Annotated in this window: 19 protein-coding genes and 1 tRNA gene; 10 read left to right on the forward strand and 10 right to left on the reverse strand. The window is 64.0% G+C overall.

The window, feature by feature from the left end; translation table 11 throughout:
• Positions 1–67: 67 nt before the first annotated feature.
• On the reverse strand, positions 68–520 hold the full coding sequence (locus SxD43FB_RS03615) for a YdcF family protein (protein ID WP_217988773.1): 453 nt from the start codon (positions 518–520) through the stop codon (positions 68–70).
• A gap of 492 nt (positions 521–1,012) precedes the next feature.
• Here SxD43FB_RS03615 and SxD43FB_RS03620 point away from each other — a divergent pair, with 492 nt between their 5' ends.
• The gene (locus SxD43FB_RS03620; protein ID WP_255245592.1) at positions 1,013–1,141 is read left to right on the forward strand and encodes a helix-turn-helix transcriptional regulator; all 129 of its coding nucleotides are present in this window, start codon (positions 1,013–1,015) and stop codon (positions 1,139–1,141) included.
• A 145-nt stretch (positions 1,142–1,286) separates the two neighbouring features.
• Positions 1,287–2,666 (forward strand): hypothetical protein, encoded by a 1,380-nt coding sequence (locus tag SxD43FB_RS03625; RefSeq protein WP_176482664.1) that lies wholly within the window; start codon positions 1,287–1,289, stop codon positions 2,664–2,666.
• A gap of 145 nt (positions 2,667–2,811) precedes the next feature.
• On the opposite strand, the gene SxD43FB_RS03630 is transcribed toward SxD43FB_RS03625, so the two are convergent.
• A tRNA-Thr gene (locus SxD43FB_RS03630) sits at positions 2,812–2,887 on the reverse strand.
• Between the two features lie 153 nt (positions 2,888–3,040).
• Between SxD43FB_RS03630 and SxD43FB_RS03635 the strand changes: the two genes are divergently transcribed.
• Both SxD43FB_RS03635 and SxD43FB_RS03640 read left to right on the forward strand, forming a co-directional pair.
• Entirely contained in the window at positions 3,041–4,342 is a 1,302-nt protein-coding gene (locus SxD43FB_RS03635) for a hypothetical protein (protein WP_096061036.1), read from the forward strand.
• Positions 4,343–4,634: 292 nt separating this feature from the next.
• Positions 4,635–9,311 (forward strand): NAD-glutamate dehydrogenase domain-containing protein, encoded by a 4,677-nt coding sequence (locus SxD43FB_RS03640; RefSeq protein WP_096061037.1) that lies wholly within the window; start codon positions 4,635–4,637, stop codon positions 9,309–9,311.
• Positions 9,312–9,356: 45 nt separating this feature from the next.
• Here SxD43FB_RS03640 and SxD43FB_RS03645 read toward each other — a convergent pair whose 3' ends face one another.
• Entirely contained in the window at positions 9,357–10,259 is a 903-nt protein-coding gene (locus tag SxD43FB_RS03645) for a VacJ family lipoprotein (RefSeq protein WP_096061038.1), read from the reverse strand.
• A 272-nt stretch (positions 10,260–10,531) separates the two neighbouring features.
• Here SxD43FB_RS03645 and SxD43FB_RS03650 point away from each other — a divergent pair, with 272 nt between their 5' ends.
• The 4 genes from SxD43FB_RS03650 (at position 10,532) to SxD43FB_RS03665 (ending at position 13,594) form a co-directional block, all read left to right on the forward strand.
• Complete coding sequence (locus SxD43FB_RS03650; protein ID WP_096061039.1) at positions 10,532–11,176, forward strand: PepSY-associated TM helix domain-containing protein; 645 nt, start codon at positions 10,532–10,534, stop codon at positions 11,174–11,176.
• A 12-nt stretch (positions 11,177–11,188) separates the two neighbouring features.
• Positions 11,189–11,722, forward strand: a complete 534-nt coding sequence (locus tag SxD43FB_RS03655; protein ID WP_037476865.1) for a DUF2271 domain-containing protein — start codon at positions 11,189–11,191, stop codon at positions 11,720–11,722.
• A gap of 13 nt (positions 11,723–11,735) precedes the next feature.
• Positions 11,736–12,626: a DUF4198 domain-containing protein gene (locus SxD43FB_RS03660; protein ID WP_096061040.1), complete on the forward strand. Its 891-nt coding sequence runs from the start codon at positions 11,736–11,738 to the stop codon at positions 12,624–12,626.
• 98 nt (positions 12,627–12,724) lie between these two features.
• Positions 12,725–13,594 (forward strand): FAD:protein FMN transferase, encoded by an 870-nt coding sequence (locus SxD43FB_RS03665; protein ID WP_096061041.1) that lies wholly within the window; start codon positions 12,725–12,727, stop codon positions 13,592–13,594.
• Between the two features lie 249 nt (positions 13,595–13,843).
• Here SxD43FB_RS03665 and SxD43FB_RS03670 read toward each other — a convergent pair whose 3' ends face one another.
• The gene (locus SxD43FB_RS03670) at positions 13,844–14,941 is read right to left on the reverse strand and encodes an AI-2E family transporter (RefSeq protein ID WP_037479535.1); all 1,098 of its coding nucleotides are present in this window, start codon (positions 14,939–14,941) and stop codon (positions 13,844–13,846) included.
• Positions 14,942–15,071: 130 nt separating this feature from the next.
• On the opposite strand from SxD43FB_RS03670, the gene SxD43FB_RS03675 reads away from it, so the two are divergent.
• Both SxD43FB_RS03675 and SxD43FB_RS03680 read left to right on the forward strand, forming a co-directional pair.
• The gene (locus tag SxD43FB_RS03675) at positions 15,072–15,872 is read left to right on the forward strand and encodes an RNA methyltransferase (protein WP_096061042.1); all 801 of its coding nucleotides are present in this window, start codon (positions 15,072–15,074) and stop codon (positions 15,870–15,872) included.
• Between the two features lie 107 nt (positions 15,873–15,979).
• Positions 15,980–17,242, forward strand: a complete 1,263-nt coding sequence (locus tag SxD43FB_RS03680; RefSeq protein WP_096061203.1) for an MFS transporter — start codon at positions 15,980–15,982, stop codon at positions 17,240–17,242.
• 97 nt (positions 17,243–17,339) lie between these two features.
• On the opposite strand, the gene rplS is transcribed toward SxD43FB_RS03680, so the two are convergent.
• From rplS to SxD43FB_RS03710, 6 genes are read right to left on the reverse strand one after another with little or no spacing between them, the layout of a single operon-like run.
• Positions 17,340–17,708, reverse strand: a complete 369-nt coding sequence (rplS, locus tag SxD43FB_RS03685; RefSeq protein ID WP_037479649.1) for a 50S ribosomal protein L19 — start codon at positions 17,706–17,708, stop codon at positions 17,340–17,342.
• A gap of 6 nt (positions 17,709–17,714) precedes the next feature.
• The gene (trmD, locus tag SxD43FB_RS03690; RefSeq protein WP_096061043.1) at positions 17,715–18,452 is read right to left on the reverse strand and encodes a tRNA (guanosine(37)-N1)-methyltransferase TrmD; all 738 of its coding nucleotides are present in this window, start codon (positions 18,450–18,452) and stop codon (positions 17,715–17,717) included.
• Positions 18,449–18,721 (reverse strand): hypothetical protein, encoded by a 273-nt coding sequence (locus SxD43FB_RS03695; protein WP_096061044.1) that lies wholly within the window; start codon positions 18,719–18,721, stop codon positions 18,449–18,451. The genes trmD and SxD43FB_RS03695 overlap by 4 nt, the downstream gene beginning before the upstream one ends.
• A 46-nt stretch (positions 18,722–18,767) precedes the next feature.
• Positions 18,768–20,261: a serine hydrolase domain-containing protein gene (locus SxD43FB_RS03700; RefSeq protein ID WP_096061045.1), complete on the reverse strand. Its 1,494-nt coding sequence runs from the start codon at positions 20,259–20,261 to the stop codon at positions 18,768–18,770.
• Entirely contained in the window at positions 20,261–20,635 is a 375-nt protein-coding gene (locus SxD43FB_RS03705; RefSeq protein ID WP_096061046.1) for a type II toxin-antitoxin system VapC family toxin, read from the reverse strand. Before SxD43FB_RS03705 ends, SxD43FB_RS03700 begins: the two co-directional genes overlap by 1 nt.
• Positions 20,632–20,901 (reverse strand): AbrB/MazE/SpoVT family DNA-binding domain-containing protein, encoded by a 270-nt coding sequence (locus tag SxD43FB_RS03710; protein ID WP_096061047.1) that lies wholly within the window; start codon positions 20,899–20,901, stop codon positions 20,632–20,634. Before SxD43FB_RS03710 ends, SxD43FB_RS03705 begins: the two co-directional genes overlap by 4 nt.
• Positions 20,902–20,919: the final 18 nt, after the last annotated feature.

Consider the following 20,919-nt stretch of genomic DNA (forward strand, 5'->3'; position numbering starts at 1 on the left):
CTTCAACAAAAGCGCCAGCGGCAGCATGCCGCTCCCGCCCACGCCGATCAGGTGCAACCGTCGCCCATCAGACATCGCCCAGATCGCTTTTGAGCGCATATTCGCTGATCTTTCCCAGTTCGCGCAACACGCGCTCGCGGCCCTGGTCGGTATGCCACCAATTTTGCGCGGACAGGTCGCGGGGATCTTCCGGCGGCCGCGCAATAAGCCGCACATGCGGCGGGATATATTTGCGCAGGGTCATGACCGCGCGCCGCATATGGAATGGCTTGGCACAGACCGCCATGCTGTTCACCCTGTCCCACCCCAGTTCAGCCTCGATCAACGCCGCTCCGAAATCGGCATTCTCCGCCGTATTGCGCGCCTCCTTCTCCAACAGGATCGCGGTTTCCGCCACGCCTGACGCAAGCGCATGATCGAGATAGAGCCGCCACTCCGGTACTTTGGCAGGCGTCATGCCAGCACCCGAAATGAGGATGCGCGACGTCAGCCCGGATTGGTAAAGAGAAATGGCGGGCATCAGGCTGCTGATCGTCGGGCTACAGCATATAAAGGCTATATCGACCGCCTCGGGAGGATCATTTGCAAACAGAAACTGACTGATGGCCAGGCGACTATCATATGAATGCATGCCGCTACCTACCCCAGATCAGCCTGTAAAATCGTCGAACCAAACCCGACAATTTCGCTCCATATATGGGACGAAGCCGATCGACTATCTTTCACATATCAGGCTGCTGTCAACGCTCGTCCGCAGCCCATATCGACCATCATCCGCACATAGCCAACGGTTGAGCGACCGCAGCATTCGCCAGAATGGAGACGTCTGCAGGCGTGGTGCAGGCGGACAGGACCGCCAAAGCGACGGCGCGTTGGGGCATCCACGTCCCGACCTGATTTACCGGAACATGCTGCCAAGGCTAGTAAGAATGAGATTCATAGTTCGTGGTTCTATCAACCACATTCCAGTTCAGTCTCGACGATGGACGTCCGACATCGATCAGTTGTGAACATGAAGCGCCTGCGCAAGGAACGCCGATGGTCTCAGGAGACGCTTGCCGAAGAAGCCGGGCTGGATCGGACCTACATCAGCGGCATTGAACGCGTTGTGAAGAACCCCACCGTCACCGTCGCAGGTTAGGCGATCTGCTCGATTAGTACTTTTCTCGTATTAAGACACGATATAACACATCTCATATAAGATGCCGAATTTTGCGCGTCGGTCTTAATCTAAAGAGTATGATGATATGGCCACGCGGGCCTTGGTTGTAGAGTGGAGAGATAGGATGCAGTTGTTAGTCAGGCTGTTTGTCGCGGTAGCTTTGCTCGCTTCCGCTCCAGCGTCGGCGGACAGTTGGATGCCACCGATGCGAAAAACCTATCTCTCCCCAGATAAGACCGTTCGGCTCACTGTGATCCCCCGCGATCTTGAGGACCAGCTTTCCTACTTCAGCGACAAAGTGGGTGGCAAGGAACCTGCCGGTCAACGCCAAGGCGGCGAACCTCAGGCGCGAGCGATTTTGGAAAGAACTAATGGACGAGCTTGGACCAAAATCTGGCAGACCCCACTCGCTAACGAGGTTGCACCCGTGAGCGCTCTGGTGGCAGACAATGGGAGCTATGTCGTCACCTTCGACAATTGGCACTCAGCGGGTTTTGGTGACAACGTCGTGGTGATCTATCGCGCGGACGGATCACAGGTCCGGTCAATGCGGCTCCTCGACATCTTGCCGGAGGATTACATACGGGCACTGCCAACAAGCGTCAGTTCAATCTGGTGGAGCGGCGAGCACGCACTCACGACAGACGATCGGCAATTAGTGTTGAAGGTCGTTATTCCAGGCAGTCGGGGTGCGATTGGCACGCCGCGTGGCTATTTCGACGTGATAGTCGATTTGGCGACCGGCACTGTAACTCCTCCGTCAGGAGTCGCATGGGACGCTGCGATGGCTGCCGCAGCGCCGCTGACTGCCAGATCAAAGGCATCGGAAGCCACATGGCGCGCATTCGCCGTCGCCCCTCTTACCGCACCGAAAGATGCCACGGAGGATGCGTGGCGGCGCTATTTATATCAGGCAGCCAAACGCCTCGCTCCCAAAAATCAAAATGCGATGGGGCTCAGTCCCCGATGGATTCTGCCATCCGAAAATGAGCCTGATTTTGCGGAGCAAGCGAAAGATATTCGTTCGATATTCGCGAGTTGGGATAAGCCGGACGATCTCATGTTCGCAAGCCCCTCGGCCCCCGAAGCTATGGCGCGTACATTGAAAGAGGGGGCTGAATCCGGCGTTCCAGGTCGATTGCACGGATCACGCCTGTTCGTCGCTCTGCCCGAAGCACTTGCACGTGACGTTCGCGTTGCGCTCAAGGCAACGGGAGCGACAGTGATTGTCTTCGATCCTTCAAATCCAATCCCACAGCGTCCAGAAGCGCTGCGCGAAATGGGGGTTGCGCCAGATCAGGTTGATGCGGAGGCAACAAAGGCAGCGGCGGCAGCGAAACAGTTTGAGGCCGATGCCGTCCGCTTAGAAGCTTTGGTGCCGCCAGAGCCTGCGATTGCGAAAAATGATGGCGAAGACACAGAGGAAATCATGGCAGACATCCTAGAGGCGGCGGCAGATCGTGCCACCGAGGAAATGCAAAAGTCGGATGCTCCAAACGATTGACGAAAATTGAGCCCATCCAGCACCCACGCCCCACCCACTGGGACGCCCCGGTTTCAAGCCCAAAGGCCCATAAACAAGGCAACTCCTTGGCCACAAGCCAGAAGGCATTTTCGCTTTGATTTCAGGACTTTCCCTATCGAAGGGATGGTGCCGCTTACAGGACTCGAACCTGTGACCCCCGCATTACGAATGCGATGCTCTACCAACTGAGCTAAAGCGGCTTGCGGCGGGCAGATAACAGCGGTTGGGGCGCAGGACAAGCGGGCTTTTCAACGAAAGCGCACATCCGCGCCCCTGTTCACCCCAAATTTACCATCCGCTGCCACTGTCGAGTCCCAGATGAAGCGCTTTTATCTGTTTTAGGGACAGGCCGAATGGACACTCTATGGGGACTCGATGTCGCCAACGACCGGGACGACGTCGACCATAGCGAAGACGCCGCGATCGACGCGCCGCTGATGGTGGTGTCCGACGAACGGCGGATGCAGGTGCGTGCCTATAATTATTGGGCCTCGCTGCTGGGCGACCGCGCCTTGCCCTCGATCGAGGATCTCGCGCCCGAAGAACTGGACGATTTCGGCCCCTACAGCATCCTGCTCGATTTCAGCACCGGTCTCGAAAACCCCTCGGTCGTGTATCTGGGCACCGCGCTGCGGCAGGAATGCGAGATCGAAGGATCGATCACCTATATCGATGACGTGCCCGCCCGATCGCTCGTCTCGCGGCTGACCGACCATTATCTCCAGATCATCGCCAATGCCGCGCCGATCGGCTTCGAGGCCGAATTCGTCAACCAGCGCGGGTCGGACATTCTCTATCGCGGCATATTGATGCCCTTCTCGTCGGATGACGAGACGATCGATTTCGTGTTCGGCGTGATCAACTGGAAGGAATTGGCGAACGCCCCGATGCGCGCCGCGCTGGAAGAGGAAGTGGGCGACGCCCTGCGCACCGCGCCGCTGCCCGGCCCGACGACCGCAATCTGGGCCGATGGCCCGACCCAAGCGGAAACGCCCTCTCCCGCGCACGCGCCGGATGACGACGAAATTCTCGACCTGTCCGGCATGGAAGCGCCCGACGAAGAAGCGCCGCTCGCCGACTGGCTGGCGATCGCCCGCGACGGCGCGGAACGGGTGCGCGTCAGTGAAGCGCGCAGCCATGCCGCCCTCTATCGCGCGATCGGCCTCGCTTATGACTTCGCCTTGGTGGCAAAGGCCCGCCCCGACGATTATGCCACATTGCTGGCCGACCACGGCCTCAAGGTGCAGGCGCGCAGCCCGATGACCGCGATCATCAAGCTCGTCTTCGGCGGCACCTATGACAAGACGCGGATCACCGAATATGCGACCGCGCTCGACCATGGCTGGGCCACGGGCCTGGGCGTGGGATCGCTCGCCGACTATCTCGCCAGCTACACAGGCGGCCTCAAGGCACTGGTACGCGACGAACGCGCGCTGCGCCGCGCCGAAGCCCCGCCCCGCCCCGACCGCCGCCACAAGGCGCGCACCGCCATGCAGGCCGCCAGCGCGCTCGCGCCGGACGCCATCGCCACCGATGCCGATGGCCTGGCCGTCGTCATCGCCCGGCGCGAAGCGGACGGATCGCTCGCCCTCGTCGCGGCGCTGCCGCAGGATTCGGACCTGGGGCAAAAGGTGATCCTCGCCGCCGCTCGCTGATCCGACGGCATGGGCGCGCACCCATCGCCCGCAACGCGCCGCAAAATACTGGAAAAATCCCTTAAACCCGCTCGACATGCCACCGGGCCGAGCCGATAGTCGCCATCCGAAGCAGTTATGGTGCATCATCATATTATTTCAATTTTCAGAAACTTTATTCCACAGCCTGGGTTGAGCCTCCGTTGAGGCGGAGGCATAAAGGCGATCCTAAGCCGGGGAGTCGCATGGCGGCGTCCAGCCTCTCCTCCGTTCCATGAAAGCGGGAATGTACCCGCTGGTGAGAGGTAGGCGAATGACGACGCTGGCTGACGCGAAGATCAAAGAAGTTGATACGGGCATCCGTGAGGCGCTGGAAACGGCGCTGGCGCGCGGCGCGCTGCCGGGCGAGCGGGAAGGGTTCGACGAAGCGGCACTGGCCGCCGCCGCGCTGTTCGTGGGCCGCACCGCCAACGGGCGTCAGGCGGGACAACCCGCCATCGCCATCGAAACGCTGGGCGAAGGCGCCAATGGCCGCTTCATGCGGATCGCGCTCATCAACGACGACATGCCGTTCCTGGTCGATTCGATCGCCAATGCACTGGCCGCCGCCGACATCACCATCCACCGGCTGCTCCATCCCGTCCTGTCGATCACCCGCAACATCGAAGGCGCGCTCGCCGCGATCCTCGACGATGACGCGCCCGGTGCCCGCCGCGAATCTATGATCTATATCGAGGCCGACCGGGCCGACGCGAAAGCGCGCCGCGCGCTCGAAAAGGCGCTGGCCGAAACGCTGGCCGATGTGCGCGCCGCCGTCGCCGACTGGGCACCGATGCAGGCCGCGATGCAGGCCGATGCCGACGCCGTCCCCGATGAGGAAGGCGCGGCGCTGCTGCGCTGGTTCCTGGCGCGTCATTTCACCCTGACGGGTCACGAAATCATCCATCGCGACGGCAGCAGCCATGCTTCGCTCGGCATCTGCACCCGGCATGACAAGCCGCTGATTGCCCCGGCCTCGCTCGATGCTGCCTTCGCCTGGTTCGAGGAAGGCAAGCGCAACCCGCTCATCATCAAGTCCAACCGCCTGTCGCGCGTGCATCGCCTGGTGCTGCTCGATCTCGTCATCGTGCCGGTGCGCGAGGGCAAGGAGGTCAAGGCGCTCTCCATCCATGCCGGCATGTGGACCAGTTCGGGCCTGACGGCGACGCCGGACAAGGTGCCGGTGCTGCGCTCGGCGCTGTCCGCGCTGATGGACAAGTTCGATTTCGATCCACAGGGTCATGCCGGCAAGACGCTGGTCCATGCCCTGACCACCCTGCCCCATGACATCCTCATCGGCTTCGATCGCGACACGCTGGAGCGGCTGGCGCTGACCTTCATGTCGCTGACCGACCGGCCACGGCCCAAGCTCGCGCTGGCGAGCAGCCCGCTCGCGCGCCATCTCTATGCCTTCGTCTGGCTGCCGCGCGACGAAGTCTCGACCGCGCGCCGCTTCTCGGTGCAGGAAATGCTGTCCATGGCCGCCAACGCGCCAGTGCTGAGCTGGTCGATCGCACTGGAGGAAGGCGGCCTCGCCTTGCTGCGCATCACGCTCGACCTGCGCGAAGGCGGGATCATTCCCGATGACGTCCTGCTCGACCGCCAGTTGAAGCAGATGGTGCGCGGCTGGGCGCCCGCCGTCGAAGAAGCGCTGGCCAAGACCGAGGATGCCGGCCGCGCCGCCGCGCTGGCGCAACGCTATGCCGGTGGCTTCCCGATGGTCTATCGCAATGGCGCAGGCCCGGACGAAGCGGCGATCGACATCCGCCTGATCCACGGCCTGTCCGGGCCGGGCGACAAGTCCATCCGCATCTATCGCAATCCCGAAGATTGCGCCGAACGGCTGCGGCTCAAACTCTACAGCCATCATGGCATTGCGCTGTCCGAAGTCGTCCCCGCCTTCGAGAATTTCGGCTTCCGCGTGATCGAGGAAATGACGACCGCATTAGACGGCGGCAGGCTGGGCAATGTCCAGCGCTTCGTGCTGGAACTGCCCGCGGGCGGCGATGCGCAGGCCGTTGTTGACCGCGCCACCATCGTTACCGAAGCCATCGCCCAAGTGCTGGAAGGGCGCGCGGAAAATGATCGGTTCAACGAACTGATCGTCACCGCCGCGCTTGCCCCGCGCTCGGTCGTCCTGTTCCGCGCGCTGTTCCGCTATCTGCGCCAGACCGGCATGGCCTATGGCATGGCGACCTTCGCCGAAACGCTGCGCCGCGCGCAGGGCGTCACCGCCAGCCTCGCCAGCCTGTTCCAGGCGCTGCACGATCCAGTCGGTCGCGAAGGCGCGGAAGAGCGGATCGCCGCGGCCCAGGCGGACATCGACGCGGGCCTCGAAGCCGTCACCGCGATTGACGAGGATCGCGTGCTGCGCCTGCTGCGCGCCGTCATCAACGCGACGCTGCGCACCAATTTCTACAGCGACGCCGCCACCGAAGCGCTGGCGTTCAAGCTCGACAGCGCCCAGATTCCCGGCCTCCCCGCCCCGCTGCCGTGGCGCGAAATCTGGGTCTATTCGCCGCGCGTCGAGGGCATCCACCTGCGCGCGGGTCCAGTCGCGCGCGGCGGGCTGCGCTGGTCCGACCGGCGCGACGATTTCCGCACCGAAATATTGGGGCTGATGAAGGCGCAGCGCGTCAAAAATGCCGTCATCGTGCCAACCGGCGCGAAGGGCGGCTTCTACCCCAAACATCTGCCCAATCCGCAGGTCGATCGCGACGCCTGGCTTGCCGAGGGCACCGAAAGCTACCGCATCTTCATCCGCGCGCTGCTGTCCGTCACCGACAATATCGTCAATGATCATGTCCGCCACCCGACCAAAGTGGTCGTGCGCGATGGCGACGATCCCTATTTCGTCGTCGCGGCCGACAAGGGCACGGCCACTTTCTCCGACGTCGCCAACGCGATCGCGCTCGATCGCAAATTCTGGCTGGGCGACGCGTTCGCCAGCGGCGGCTCCAACGGCTATGACCATAAGGCGATGGGCATCACCGCGCGCGGCGCATGGCTCTCGGTCCAGCGTCATTTCGCCGAAATGGGCGTCGATGTGCAAAGCGAGTCCGTCACCGTCGTCGGTTGCGGCGACATGTCGGGCGACGTGTTCGGCAACGGGATGCTGCTGTCCAAGGCGATCAAGCTGGTCGCCGCCTTCGACCATCGCCACATCTTCTTCGACCCCACGCCCGACCCCGCCAAAAGCTGGGAGGAGCGCAACCGCATGTTCCAACTGCCCCGGTCAAGCTGGGAGGATTATGACAAAGCGCTCATCTCGCCGGGCGGCGGCGTCTTCTCCCGCGCGCTCAAGCGCATCCCGCTGACCCCTGAAATCCAGCAGATTTTGGGCGTGACCGAAACGGAAATGGAGCCGGGCGCACTCATCTCCGCCATTCTCAAGGCCCCCGCCGACCTGCTCTGGTTCGGGGGCATCGGCACCTATGTCAAATCCGCGGCGCAAAGCCATGGCGACGTCGGCGACCCGGCCAATGACCGGCTGCGCGTCAATGCCGAACAATTGCGGGTCAAGGTGCTGGGCGAAGGCGCGAACCTTGGCATCACCCAGGCGGGGCGCATCGCCTTCTCGCTCCACGGCGGCCGCATCAATACCGACTTCATCGACAATAGCGCAGGCGTCGATTGCTCGGATAATGAGGTCAACATCAAGATCGCGCTGAACAAGGAAATGGCCGAAGGCCGCTTGTCCTTCGACGCGCGCAACAGCCTGCTCGAAAGCATGACCGATGCGGTCGGCGATCTGGTGTTGGAGGATAACCGCCTGCAGGCGCTTGGCCTGTCGATCGCAGAAAGCGGCGGCGCGGCCGACCTTGCCAGCTATGTCCGGCTGATCGAAACATTCGAGGAATCGGGGCGGCTCGACCGCGCCGTCGAGGGGCTGGCCGCCAACGACCAGTTGTTGCGGCGCGGACAGGATGGCCAGGGCTTTACCCGCCCCGAACTGGCAGTCCTGCTCTCCACCGCCAAGCTCGCGCTGCAGGATGCGATCGAACATGGCGATCTTGCCACCGATCCCAGCATGGGCGCCGAACTCATGGCCGCCTTCCCCGCCGCGATGCAGGACAAGGAGGCGGACGCCATCGCCGCCCATGCCCTGCGCAAGGAGATCATCGCGACCAAGGTCGCCAACCGCATCATCAACCGCCTCGGCATCATCCACCCGTTCGAACTGGCGGAAGAAGAAGGCTGCTCGCTCGCCGACCTCGCCAGCGCCTTCCTGATCGCCGAACGGCTCTACGACATCCGCGCGCTATGGGCGGATATCGACGCGGCCCATATGTCGGAGGATGCCCGCCTTGCCCTGTTCGGCGACATCGCCAACGGCATGCGCGCGCAGATCGCCGACATCTTGCGCAGCGTACCCGCAGGCACCCTGCCCGCCGCCGGGCACGACCTGTTGGCAAAGGGCGTCGGCACGCTGGCCGTACAGGTCGACGACCTGTTGACCAGCGAGGCCCAGCGCCGCACCAATGCCGTGACCGATCGCCTGCTGGGCCTTGGCGCACCCGAAGCCTTGGCCCATCGCGCCGCTGGCCTGTTCAAGCTTGACGGTGCTGTCGGCATCGCGGCTTTGGCCGGGCGGATGGGCGTCGATGAAGTCGAACTGACCCGCGCCTTCACCCATCTGGGCGAAGCGGTCGGCATCGACTGGGTCCAGTCCGCCGCCGCGCGCATGGAACCGACCGATCCGTGGGAACGACTGCTCATCTCCGGCGTCGCCCGCGATATGCAGCAGGTGCGGCTCGACTTCCTGGCGCAATGCACCGCGAATTGCGACGCCAGCGACGTGGCCGCCCATGTCGAAAACTGGTTGCAGAAGAAAGGCGACCGCGTGCGTCAATTCCGCACCCTGGTCCAGCGCGCTAAGGCCGCCGCCAGCCCCAATGTCGCGATGCTCGCGGAGATTGCGGGCCAGGCGCGCGGCCTACTGGGGCGCTAAACCGATAACCGGGTCATGTCCGCATGGCAGACATGACCCGGTCCATCATTCCGGGGCGGTTTCCGGCAGCGGCGCGCTATCGGGCACCGCACCGGCATCCTTGGCCTTGCCCGGTATGCCCAGGCCCGGCCCGTACATCGGCACCACCGGCTCCTCGCTCACGCGCCCGTGCAACGCCTCGATCTCCGCCTTGCGCTGCTTGAGATACAGGTCGCGATAAGTGCCATAGGGGTCTTCCTGCGCCCGAATATCGGTAATCCGCTCGTCGAACGCGGCGCGTTCCCCCAACTGGCGCAGGATGTTGGCGGGAATCACATAGGTCGGCTGGTTGAACGGCTTGCCCAAAACGAAGGGCGTCACGATGCCATCGACCCCATAGCCGACAAGATCACGCAACGTCGTCGGTCCGATCACCGGCAGATACATATACGGCCCCGGCCCGACCCCGTAAAAGCCCAGCGTGTTGGCCAGTCCATTGGGCCGATAGGGCAGATGGAAGGGCTTGCGCTTGGCCACATCGAACAGGCCAACAAAGCCCAGCGTCGAATTGATCGCGAACCGCCCCGCCGTCTCCGCCGCCTTGCCGGGCTTGAGCTGCAGCAGATAGGCCGCAAACACCACCGGCTCCTGCAGGTTGGAGAAGAAGTTGCGCAATCCCTTGCGCGCCGGACGCGGCAGGCCCTTATTATAGGCCTTGGCCATTGGCCCCACGACATTCTTGTCCACCGCCTGCACGGCCTCGAAACTCTGGGCGTTGATCTCTTCCAGCGGATCGCCCTTGGGCGGCGCGCGGTCGCCGGTCACCACGATGTCCTGGACCTCATCCTCCGCCTGCACGGGCGGCGCGACCGGTGTCGTTTCCACCACCGGCTCGACCGGCAATTGCGGCGCAGCCCCGGCCTGCGTCCCGATCAACATCATTCCTGCGGCAACGCCCGACAGCAGCATAATTTTATCCTGATAGCGGCACGCGCCCCCCTCTCCCATGAGCAGGGCCGACCCGATGCCTTGACGTCTCGGTGATCGCTCGCCCGTATGCCGTCCTATTTGCGGCTAGGGCCAGCGTCGCCTGCGGTCAATAGTCTCGATCTGCAACCGGTCGCGGCGATCATCCCCTTCATCACACTTTATTACATTTTTCTTCCTGCGACTCGTTTGCAATTGAGAGTCGTTCGCGATATGCGATCCTCCTCACTTCAGCAGGACCAGTCCCCATCCCGATGCACGGAACCGCCCGCATCCCTTCGCAAAAGAAAAAGAGCGCCAAGGCGTTCTGGCTCAAGCAATTGCACACCTGGCATTGGGTCAGTTCGGCGATCAGCCTCATCGGCCTGCTGCTCTTCGCTTTCACCGGCATCACGCTCAATCATGCCGCCGATATCGAAGGATCGCCGCAAACCGTCGAAAAAGCGGCGACCCTGCCCGCCAACCTGCGCGCCCAGATCGCCCCGGACGATCAGCCCGACGCCAAGAAACCCCTGCCCGCCCCCGTCGCCGCCTGGATCGAACAGGCCGTGGGCCAACGCGGCACCGGCGAGGCCGAATGGTCCGCCGACGAAATCTACCTCGCCTTGCCCCGGCCCGGCGGCGACGGCTGGGTCTCGATCGACCGCCAGGATGGCACGGTCACCAGCGAAGCGACCAGCCGCGGCTGGATCAGCTATCTCAATGACCTGCACAAGGGGCGCAATGCCGGAACCGTGTGGAAATACTTTATCGACATCTTCTCGGTCGCCTGCTTCCTCTTTGCGCTGACCGGCCTCGTCCTGCTCCAGCTTCATGCCAAGAAGCGGCCTTCCACCTGGCCGCTGGTCGCCGCGGGCCTCGCTCTGCCCGCCATCCTCGCCATCATCTTCATTCATTAAGGGGGACTATCCATGCAGATCCGCTACCGCCTGGCCCTGACCGGCACGGCTGCGCTCGGCGCGGTGGGCACGCTCGCCGCACCCGCCACCGCGCAGACGCTGAACCTGTCGGTCGCCATCCCGCGCCTCTCGGTCGCCGAATATCACCGCCCCTATGTCGCCATCTGGATTGAGAAGGAGGGCGCAACCCCGCGCAGCCTGTCGGTCTGGTATGATTATGACATGAAAAATGGCGAGGGCACCAAATGGCTGCGCGACGTGCGCCAATGGTGGCGCGCCTCCGGCCGCGCGCTCAAGCTGCCCGCCGATGGCGTCACCGGCGCAACCAAGGCACCCGGCGACCATAAGCTCAGCTTCACCGCAGGCAAAGGCCCACTGGGCGCGCTTGGCCCCGGCAACTACACGCTCTTCATCGAGGCCGCGCGCGAAGTCGGCGGCCGCGAAGTCGTCCGCCTGCCCTTCGCCTGGCCGCCAAAGCCCGGCGCGACCGTCAAGGCGCAGGGCAGCACTGAATTGGGCGCCGTCGCCCTCACCTTCGGCAAATAAAGGGGATTGGACCATGAAAGCCACATATCTGATCGCGGGCGCGCTTGCCGCCCTGATGCTGCCCGCCACCGCGCAGGCCCATCGCCAATGGATGCTGCCATCCTCCACAACCCTGTCGGGCGACGACAGCTGGGTGACGGTGGACGCCGCCATCTCCAATGACGTTTTCTACTTCGAACATTTCCCGATGGCGACCGACGGCATCGCCGTGACCGAGCCAGACGGCAGCACCGGCACAATCGAAAACGCCGCCAAGGGCCGCTATCGTTCGACCTTCGACGTGCATCTGACCAAGCCCGGCACCTATCGCATCGCCAATGTCTCGACCGGCGTGATGGGCAGCTATATGTTGAACGGCAAGCAGGAACGCCTCCCGCGCGGCACCACCAAGGACAAGCTGGCCAGCGTTATCCCAGCAGGCGCAACCGATGTGCAGACCGCCGAAATGTCCAACCGCAACGAGATTTTCGTGACATTGGGCGCGCCGACCACGACCATCTTCAAACCCACCGGCACCGGCATCGAAATGGTCCCCGTCACCCATCCCAATGATCTGGTGTCGGGCGAAGCGGCGACCTTCCAGTTCCTGCTCGACGGCAAGCCTGCGGCCGACCTCAAGGTCACCGTCATCCCCGGCGGCATCCGCTATCGCGACGCGCTGGGCCAGATGGACCTGACCGCCGACAAGGATGGCAAGGTCGTCGTCACCTGGCCGGAACCCGGCATGTATTGGGTGAATGCCAGCATCGGCGGCGGGCGCGAAGGCGGCCCTGGCGGCCCTGGCGGCATGGGTGGCCCCGGCGCAGGAGCCCTCGGCGCAGCGCCCACTCCCCCGGCACGTCCCGCTGGCCCACCCCAGCGCCGCGCCGCCTATGTCTCGACGCTGGAAGTGCTGGCCCCCTGACGACCGGCATCCGCATCGCCATCCCGCCCGGCCTGTCGCCCGACCTCTTCGTCGGGCGACAGCGGGCGGGCCGCGTCACGACACTTGGCGGCCCGACCATGGGCACCAGCTGGTCGGCGCATATCGTCGATCCGCCCGCTGGCTGCGCGGCAGAGATCGAAGCGGTGCTGGCCCGCATCATCGCGCAGATGAGCAATTGGGAGCCGGACTCGGCCATCAGCCGCTTCAACCGCGCCCCAATCGGCACATGGATGCCGCTGCCCGCCGACATGCTGACCGTCCTGCGCGCAGGGTTGGAGATGGCCCGGCTGTCGGACGGCGCCTTCGATCCCGCCATCGGCCATCAGGTCGACCGATGGGGCTTCGGCCCCGCCATCCTCCCCCGCCCCGACGCCGCGCCCTCGACCCCGCCCTGGCAGGCGATCGAGATTGATGGCGACCAGGCTCGCCGCCTCGCCCCCGCAGCGCTCGACTTCTCCGGCATCGCCAAAGGCTTCGCCGTCGATGCCGTCGCCGCCCGCCTGCGCGCCATGGGCCTTGCCAACTTCCTCATCGAAATCGGCGGAGAACTACGCGGCGAAGGCATCAAGCCCGACATCCAGCCCTGGTGGGTCGATGTCGAATCCCCCCCGGACCTGACTATCCCGGTCCTGCGCGTCGCCCTGTCCGGCCTGTCGGTCGCCACCTCAGGCGACTATCGCCGCTACCGCCTGGAAGATGGCCGCCGCCTCTCGCACAGCATCGATCCCGCGACAGGCACCCCCGTCGCAACCGGCGTCGCCTCGGTCACCGTCCTGCACGACAGCGCGATGCACGCCGACGCCTGGGCCACCGCCATCACCATCCTCGGCCCTGCCCGCGGCATGGCCCTCGCCACCCGCCACGCCCTCCCCGCTCGCCTGATCCTGCGCACCGACACCGCCGCGCAGGAATATATGACGCCGAAATTGGCGGCGATGCTGGAATAGGGCGGGATCAAACCCTTTCAATGTAGGATTTTGTCTGATCTATCCTGGTGGATGACGTCCCCCGCGCCGCTGCCTACATACCGCCCGATGCCGTCGCCTGTCAGGCGCGCGGCACGAACTTTTGTGGCGCGCAACTGGCGCGTGATTGTCGCGTCGAAGATACGATCCCGTGGCTTTGCTGCTGCAAATGCGTCCTATCGGGGAAAATTCACCCCGCGACGGTGTGAACTTCGGATCGTGACCCCAGTGTCACCCTTCCGCGAGGCCACCCACCTGCCGCATCCGGGTAAAGATGTTCCAGGTCGCGATGAACAGCGCCGCGATGACCGGCCCGATGACGATGCCGTTGAAGCCGAACAGCTCGATCCCGCCCAGCGTCGTGATCAGCACCACATAATCGGGGATGCGCGTATCGCGGCCGACCAGGATCGGGCGCAGCACATTGTCGACCATGCCGATGATCAGCACGCCGCACGCCACCAGCACGATCGCCTGCCAGATCGCGCCGCTGGCGAACAGATAGATGGCGACCGGCACCCACACGATCGCCGTGCCGACGGCAGGCAACAGCGAAAATGCCCCCATCAGCACGGCCCAGAGCAAGGCGCCTTCTATTCCCAATGCCCAGAAGACGATACCGCCGATCAGCCCCTGGACGATGGCGACGACGATACTGCCCTTGATCGTCGCGCGGATGACGATGACGAACTGCTGGATCAGCGCCTGGCGCTGGCTGGCCCGCAACGGCGCGGCCGCGACGATGCGCTGCGACAGTTTTTCGCCATCGCGTAACAGGAAGTAGGACAGATACAGCATCACGCCCAACGCCATGAAGAAACTGAAGGCGCTCTGGCCGATCTGGAACGCCTGCGCCGCCAGCACCCGGAAACTGCTGGTGATGCCCTTCGTCACCATCGCCTGCGCCGCATCGAAATTGCTCAGGCCCAGCCGTCGCAGATAAGGGCGCGACCAGTCGGGCAGTGCCGCCATCATCTGCGAGAAGAGCCGGGCGAAGTCGATTTCCCCCGACTGGACCTTGCCGTAGAAATAGGCCGCTTCCTGCAACAGCGCCGCCCCCAGCACGAAGGCCGGGATGATGACGATCCCCAGGATCAGGAACAGCGTGATCAACGCCGCCCCGTTGCGATGGGTCGGCATTTTTTCCAATATATTGCGGTAGATCGGCGCGAACAGGATGGCGGCGATCACGCCCCACAAAATCGCCGCGAAGAAGGGCTGGATCACCAGCAGAAAGGCGATCGACACCAGCACGACGACGCCCAGGAAAAAGCCGTCCTCTATCTTGGGCGAAACGTGCAGCGGCGGTGGGGGCGTTTGGGAATCCATGCCCGCTCCTTCGCAAAAATCGACGATCAAATCCATCGCCGAACGACCGGCCGACCCCTGCCCTCTGTCCTTTTGTCGTTTCCGTCGATAGAGAAGCCCATTCCTTGGGCAATTGGGGCGTCGAGCAACCGTGGCACGCGAAATCACCGGATTTTCAAACCCGCTGGTGAAGCGTGTCCGATCCTTGCGCGAAAAGAAGTTCCGCAAGGCCGAAGGGCTGTTCCTGGCCGAGGGCCTGCGCATCCTGACCGAAGCGCGCGAGGAAGGCGTGCTGCCCGAAATGCTGTTCCACGCCGGGTCCACCCATCCGCTGGCGGCCGAGCTGATCGCGGCGATGGAAGCGGCGGGCGGCGACGTCATCGAAACCAGCGCGGACATCCTGTCCAAGATCAGCGGCAAGGATAATGCCCAGGCCGTAGTCGGCGTCTATCGCGACCGGCTGACGCCCTTGGATGCGCTCGATCGTACCAAGGCCGACATCTGGATCGTCGCGCAATCGCTGCGCGACCCCGGCAACCTTGGCACCATCTTGCGCACCGGCGACGCGGTGGGCGCGGGCGGCCTCATCCTGATCGACGATTGCGTCGATCCCTTCTCGGTCGAATCGGTCCGTGCCTCGATGGGAGCGCTGTTCACCCAGACGATCACCCAGGCGCGCTGGCCCGAATTCATGACCTGGCTGCGCGCTGGCCCCGGCGAACTGATCGGCACCAGCCTCAAGGCAACCCATGATTATCAGGAGCCGCGCTACCAAAGCCCGTCCTTCCTGCTCGTCGGCAATGAGGCCCAGGGCCTGCCGGACGCCTATGAAGCCGAATGCGACCTGCTGGTGAAGATGCCCATGCTGGGCAAAGCCGACAGCCTGAACGCGGCGGTGGCGACGGCGGTAATGGCCTATGAACTGCTCAACCAGAAACGAAAAAAAGGATAGCCGTCATCCCAGCGAAAGCTGGGATCTCACTTCTTTTGGGAGTGGCTAACAGAAGGGAGATTCCAGCGTTCGCTGGAATGACGAGGGGGGAAAGCGAGATGAAACAGATGAGCGGCGTCGGGGAAATGTGGCGGCACAAGCGGGTGCTGACGGCCAGCCTGGTCGGCACGGCGGTCGAATTTTACGACTTCTACATCTACGCCACCGCCGCCAGCCTGATCTTCCCGGCGCTCTTCTTCCCCTCCTCCTCGCCCACCGCGCAGCTGATGGCCTCCTATGGCAGCCTCGCGCTCGCCTTCTTCGCCCGGCCGCTGGGTGCCGCTGTCTTCGGCCATTATGGCGACCGCGTCGGGCGGAAGGTAACGCTGGTCACCTCGCTGATGCTGATGGGCGGCTGCACGCTGGCCATCGGTTTCCTGCCCACCCATGCGCAGATCGGCTGGTGGGCGCCGCTCATCCTGTGCCTGCTGCGCTTTGGTCAGGGGCTGGGCCTGGGCGGCGAATGGGGTGGTGCGGCGCTGCTGGCAGTGGAGAACGCCCCGCCCGGCTGGCGCGCGCGCTTCGGCATGTTCCCGCAACTGGGCGCGCCGGTCGGCTTCATCGCCGCAAACGGCCTGTTCCTGATCCTCGGCACCATCCTGACCGAAGAGGAATTTTTCGCCTGGGGCTGGCGTCTGCCCTTCCTCGGCAGCGCGGTGCTGGTATTCCTTGGCCTCTGGGTCCGCCTGAAACTGACCGAAACCCCCGAATTTGCCGCCGCCCAAGCCGAAGCGCCGCCGCCTGCCATGCCGCTGGCATCGCTGTTCAAACATCATCTGGGCGCAGCGATCGCGGGCACCTTCGCCGTCGTCGCCTGCTTCGCCATCTATTATATCGCGACCGCCTTCGCGCTCGGCTACGGCACCACCACGCTCAACATCGACCGCAGCGATTTCCTCTCGATCCAGCTTGGCGCGATTATGTTCATGGCGCTCAGCATCCTGATCGCAGGCTGGTGGGCGGACAAGACCAGCCCGACCCGCGTCCTCGCCTGGGGCTGTGTCGGCACGGTCTTCATGGGGCTGATCTTCGGCCCGATGATGGGCGCGGGCACGCTGCTGCCGATCTTCCTGATCCTCAGCCTCGCGCTGTTCCTGATGGGCTTCGTCTATGGGCCATTGGGGGCCTATCTCCCCGCCCTCTTCCCGATCCAGCTCCGCTACACCGGCGCGTCCTTCGCCTTCAACCTGGGCGGCATATTGGGCGGCGCGCTCGCCCCGATCGTCGCCACCTGGCTGATCGCAGTCCAGGGCGTCGAATTTGTCGGCCTCTACATGTCGGCCGCCGCCGCGATCAGCCTGGCGGGCCTATGGTGGACCAGCCGCCGATAATCCGCCGCAAAAGAAAATGGCCAAAGAAAAAGGGCGGCGCTCCGATGGAGCGCCGCCCTTTTCTGTTTCTACGCTATCCCGTGGGACAACCGAGAGATCAACCCTCGGTGCGCACGTCGCGACGCTCGGCGATGCGAGCGCGCTTGCCGGTGCGGCCGCGCAGATAATAGAGCTTCGCACGACGCACCACGCCACGGCGGACGACGGTGATCGAATCGATGTTGGGCGAATAGAGCGGGAATACGCGCTCCACGCCTTCGCCGAACGAAATCTTGCGCACGGTGAAGTTCGAACCCATGCCCTTGTTCGAACGCGCGATGCACACGCCTTCGTAATTCTGGACGCGGCTCCGTTCGCCTTCGACGACCTTCACGCCGACGCGCAGCGTGTCGCCGGCGCGGAATTCGGGGATTTCTTTGCCGAGGGCGGCGATGTTTTCCGCCTCGATCTGCTGGAGGATGTTCATGAAACGTCAGTCCTTCAAGTCGCGTTGCGCACCAGAGGGCGACTGGACCCGAACGCCGCTGTGACGTTCCCAAAGGTCCGGCCGCCTTAGCCGTGTATCATCGACCGCCCTTTGTTTCCGCCAGGCGGCGATCTTCGCATGATCCCCCGATCGCAACACCTGCGGGATCGTGCGCCCCTCCCATTCTACCGGTCGGGTATAATGCGGATATTCAAGCAGCCCCGTTTCAAAGGACTCCTCGACTCCGCTGGAAGCCGCGCCCATTACACCGGGAAGCAGCCGGACGCAAGCATCTAGCAGCAGCAGCGCCCCCATCTCGCCGCCCGACAATATGATGTCGCCCATGCTGACCTGCTCGATCGGGCGGGCATCGAAAATCCGCTCGTCAAACCCTTCAAACCGGCCGCACAATATGGTCGCGCCCGGCCCCTCCGCCAGTTCGCGCACCCGCGCCTGCGTGACCGGCACGCCGCGCGGCGTCATGGCAAGGACGGGCAGGTCAGGCCGCCGCTCCAGCGCATGATCGACCGCCTTTGCCAATATGTCGGCGCGCAGCACCATGCCCGCGCCGCCGCCCGCAGGCGTATCGTCCACGGTACGATGCTTGTCGGTCGCGAAATCGCGGATATGGATCGGATCGCAGGCCCATTTCCCCTCGGCCAGCGCCCGCCCGGCCAACGATACGCCGAGCGGCCCCGGAAACATCTCCGGGTAAAGCGTCAGGACTTGCGCGGTGAAGCTCATCTCCGCCGCGCCCGCATCTTGGCGGCGGACCAGCCTCCGCCTAGGCACAGCGCCCCGCACAGCAACAGCGTCAGGCCTATGGTCCGCAACAGGTCGGCAAAGGGCCGCTCAGGATGGATGAGGCCCGGCAGCAGCACCAGCAGCGGCACCGGGCAGACCAGCGCCACCGCAGCCGCGATCTTGACGCCGCGCGACCAGCCAAGGCCGAACAAGCGCCAGCCAGCGGCCAGCATGGCGATCAGATAGAGGGCAGTGAATATCTGGGGCATGGTTCGCGCTTAGGCGATGCCAGCCGCAGCGTCCAGACGGCTGCTGTCAGGGTGCCCGCACCGTGATGGACAATTCCTGTATCTGTGCATCGGGCGTCGGGGCCAGCAAGATCGTACCCGCCACCCGCCCGCGCTCGCACGTCCAGGTGAACCGCCCCGCCAGAGCGCCGGTTGCGACGATCGGCGCATCACTGGCACATGCCCCGACCTCCTGCTTCACCGCCGCGATCTTTTTGCCCCATTGCGCGGCATCATGGTCCATCAGGAAATTCATCGCCAGCCGATCGCGCGCCGCCAGCACATCGCCCGCCGCATAGATGCGCCCCGCCGCTGCGTAACCGTCCGCCAGCAGCGCCGACACCGGGATCGTTCGGGCCATCAACGCCCCCGCCTTGTGCAACACCACCGCCGCGTCCCAAGCCGGGCCGCTGCCGCCATTATAGGTGCGATTGGTGAAGACGAAGATGCCCACGCCATGATCGGGCATCAGCATGACATGGCTGCCATAGCCCGGATAGCCACCACCATGCGCCAGCGTCAGGCCCAGGTCGCAATCCTGCGCCACCCGCATCGCAAAGCCATAGGCCGCCGCCTGTCGGCACGCCGTCACCCCGCTCGCGCCATTGCGCTGGGCGACCCCCATGAAATTGCTCCCCTGCGCCAGCATCCGCACCGAAGCGCGCGCCACCGGCCCCGCCTCCGCATCATCGCGCGCGGGCCAGGCGGACAGCAGGAAAGCGACCCAGCGCGCATAATCCTTGGCGCTGGTCTGCAAGCCCCCCATCGCCCCGAACGCCCCATCCGCCATGGTCGGTTCAACCGTCCAGCGCCCCTCTTCCCAACGATAGCCGATCGCACGCTGCTCGACCGGCCATTCGCTGACCTGATAGCCACTCGACGCCATGCCGAGCGGGGCCAGCAAATTCCGCTCGACATAACGGCGATAAGGCTGAGCCGACACATTGGCGATGATCCGCCCCAGCAGCGCATAGCCGAAATTGCTATATTCATAACGCGTGCCGGGCGTGGTGCTGAACGGCACGCCGGTTTGCAGCATCCGGGTGAAATCGGCTTCCGGCAAAGGCGTCTGCCGATCCCCCCAGGGGTTATCGTCCACCAGACCGGCACTGTGCGTCAGCAGCTCGCGGATACGGATATGCGGGCTGTCCTTGGTCGGATAGGTCCATCCCCGCATTTCGGGCACATGCGTTTCGGCCAGATCATCCAGGCCAAGCTTACCCTCGTCCCGCAATTTCAGGATGGCGAGCGCGGTGAACGCCTTGGTCATCGACGCGATCCGAAACAGGCTGTCCGGCGTAACGGCACGCTTATGCGCCAGATCCTGCACGCCCAAGCCCTTCACATGGACCAGTCTGCCATCTGCGACGATGCCATAGACCAGCCCCGGCGCACGGCTATCCACCTGAAAATCCGCAAACAGCCGGTCGATCTCAGGAATGGCAGCGGCGATCTTCTGCGCATCGGCGGCATGGGCAGCACACGGAATGACGGCGAGGAGCGAGAGGAGAAAATATCGCATCAATGCGTCCAGTCCTCCACCCGCAAACCGGGGATATCCTTGAAATCGGCAAGGTTGCGCGACACCAGCGCCGCATCGAGGGACAAGGCATGGGCGGCAATGAGCCGATCAAAACTACCCCGCCTGAATGGCATGGCGGCATAGGCTTGCGCCGCAGCTTCATCAAAAGGCAGGATGCCCACTTCCGCGACAAAGGCCGCCAGCGCGTCCGACGCTGGCGGCTTACCCTGCATCGTACCATAGGCCAATTCGGCATAGGTGATGGAAGAGATGAAGAGACTGCCCGCAACCTGGTCGGCAATGCGCGCGATCAATGCGGGATAGACGCCGGTAAAGACGTAGATGCAGCTATTGGTATCCAGCAGCCGCATCACGCCCCGGACGCATCACGGCCGAGCAGGTGCCAATCGCGCGGGGAATCGTCGAAATCCTCGCGCGGCAGGGGTTCCAGCCACGGGGCCTTGCCCGCGAACTTGCTGACGTCGATCTTGCGTTCGCTATGCGCGGGTTCGAAGCTATATTTACCCTGCTCTTCGCGCAGGGTCATTTCCTCGCCCTCTTTCAGACCAAGGGCCTTGGGCAAGCGCAATGCCAGGCTGTTACCAGACTTAAAGACCTTGGCCTTATATTCAGCGCTCATGGCAATGCCCTTCGTATA

The sequence above is a fragment of the Sphingobium sp. D43FB genome, assembly GCF_002312805.1.
GTDB lineage: Bacteria > Pseudomonadota > Alphaproteobacteria > Sphingomonadales > Sphingomonadaceae > Sphingobium.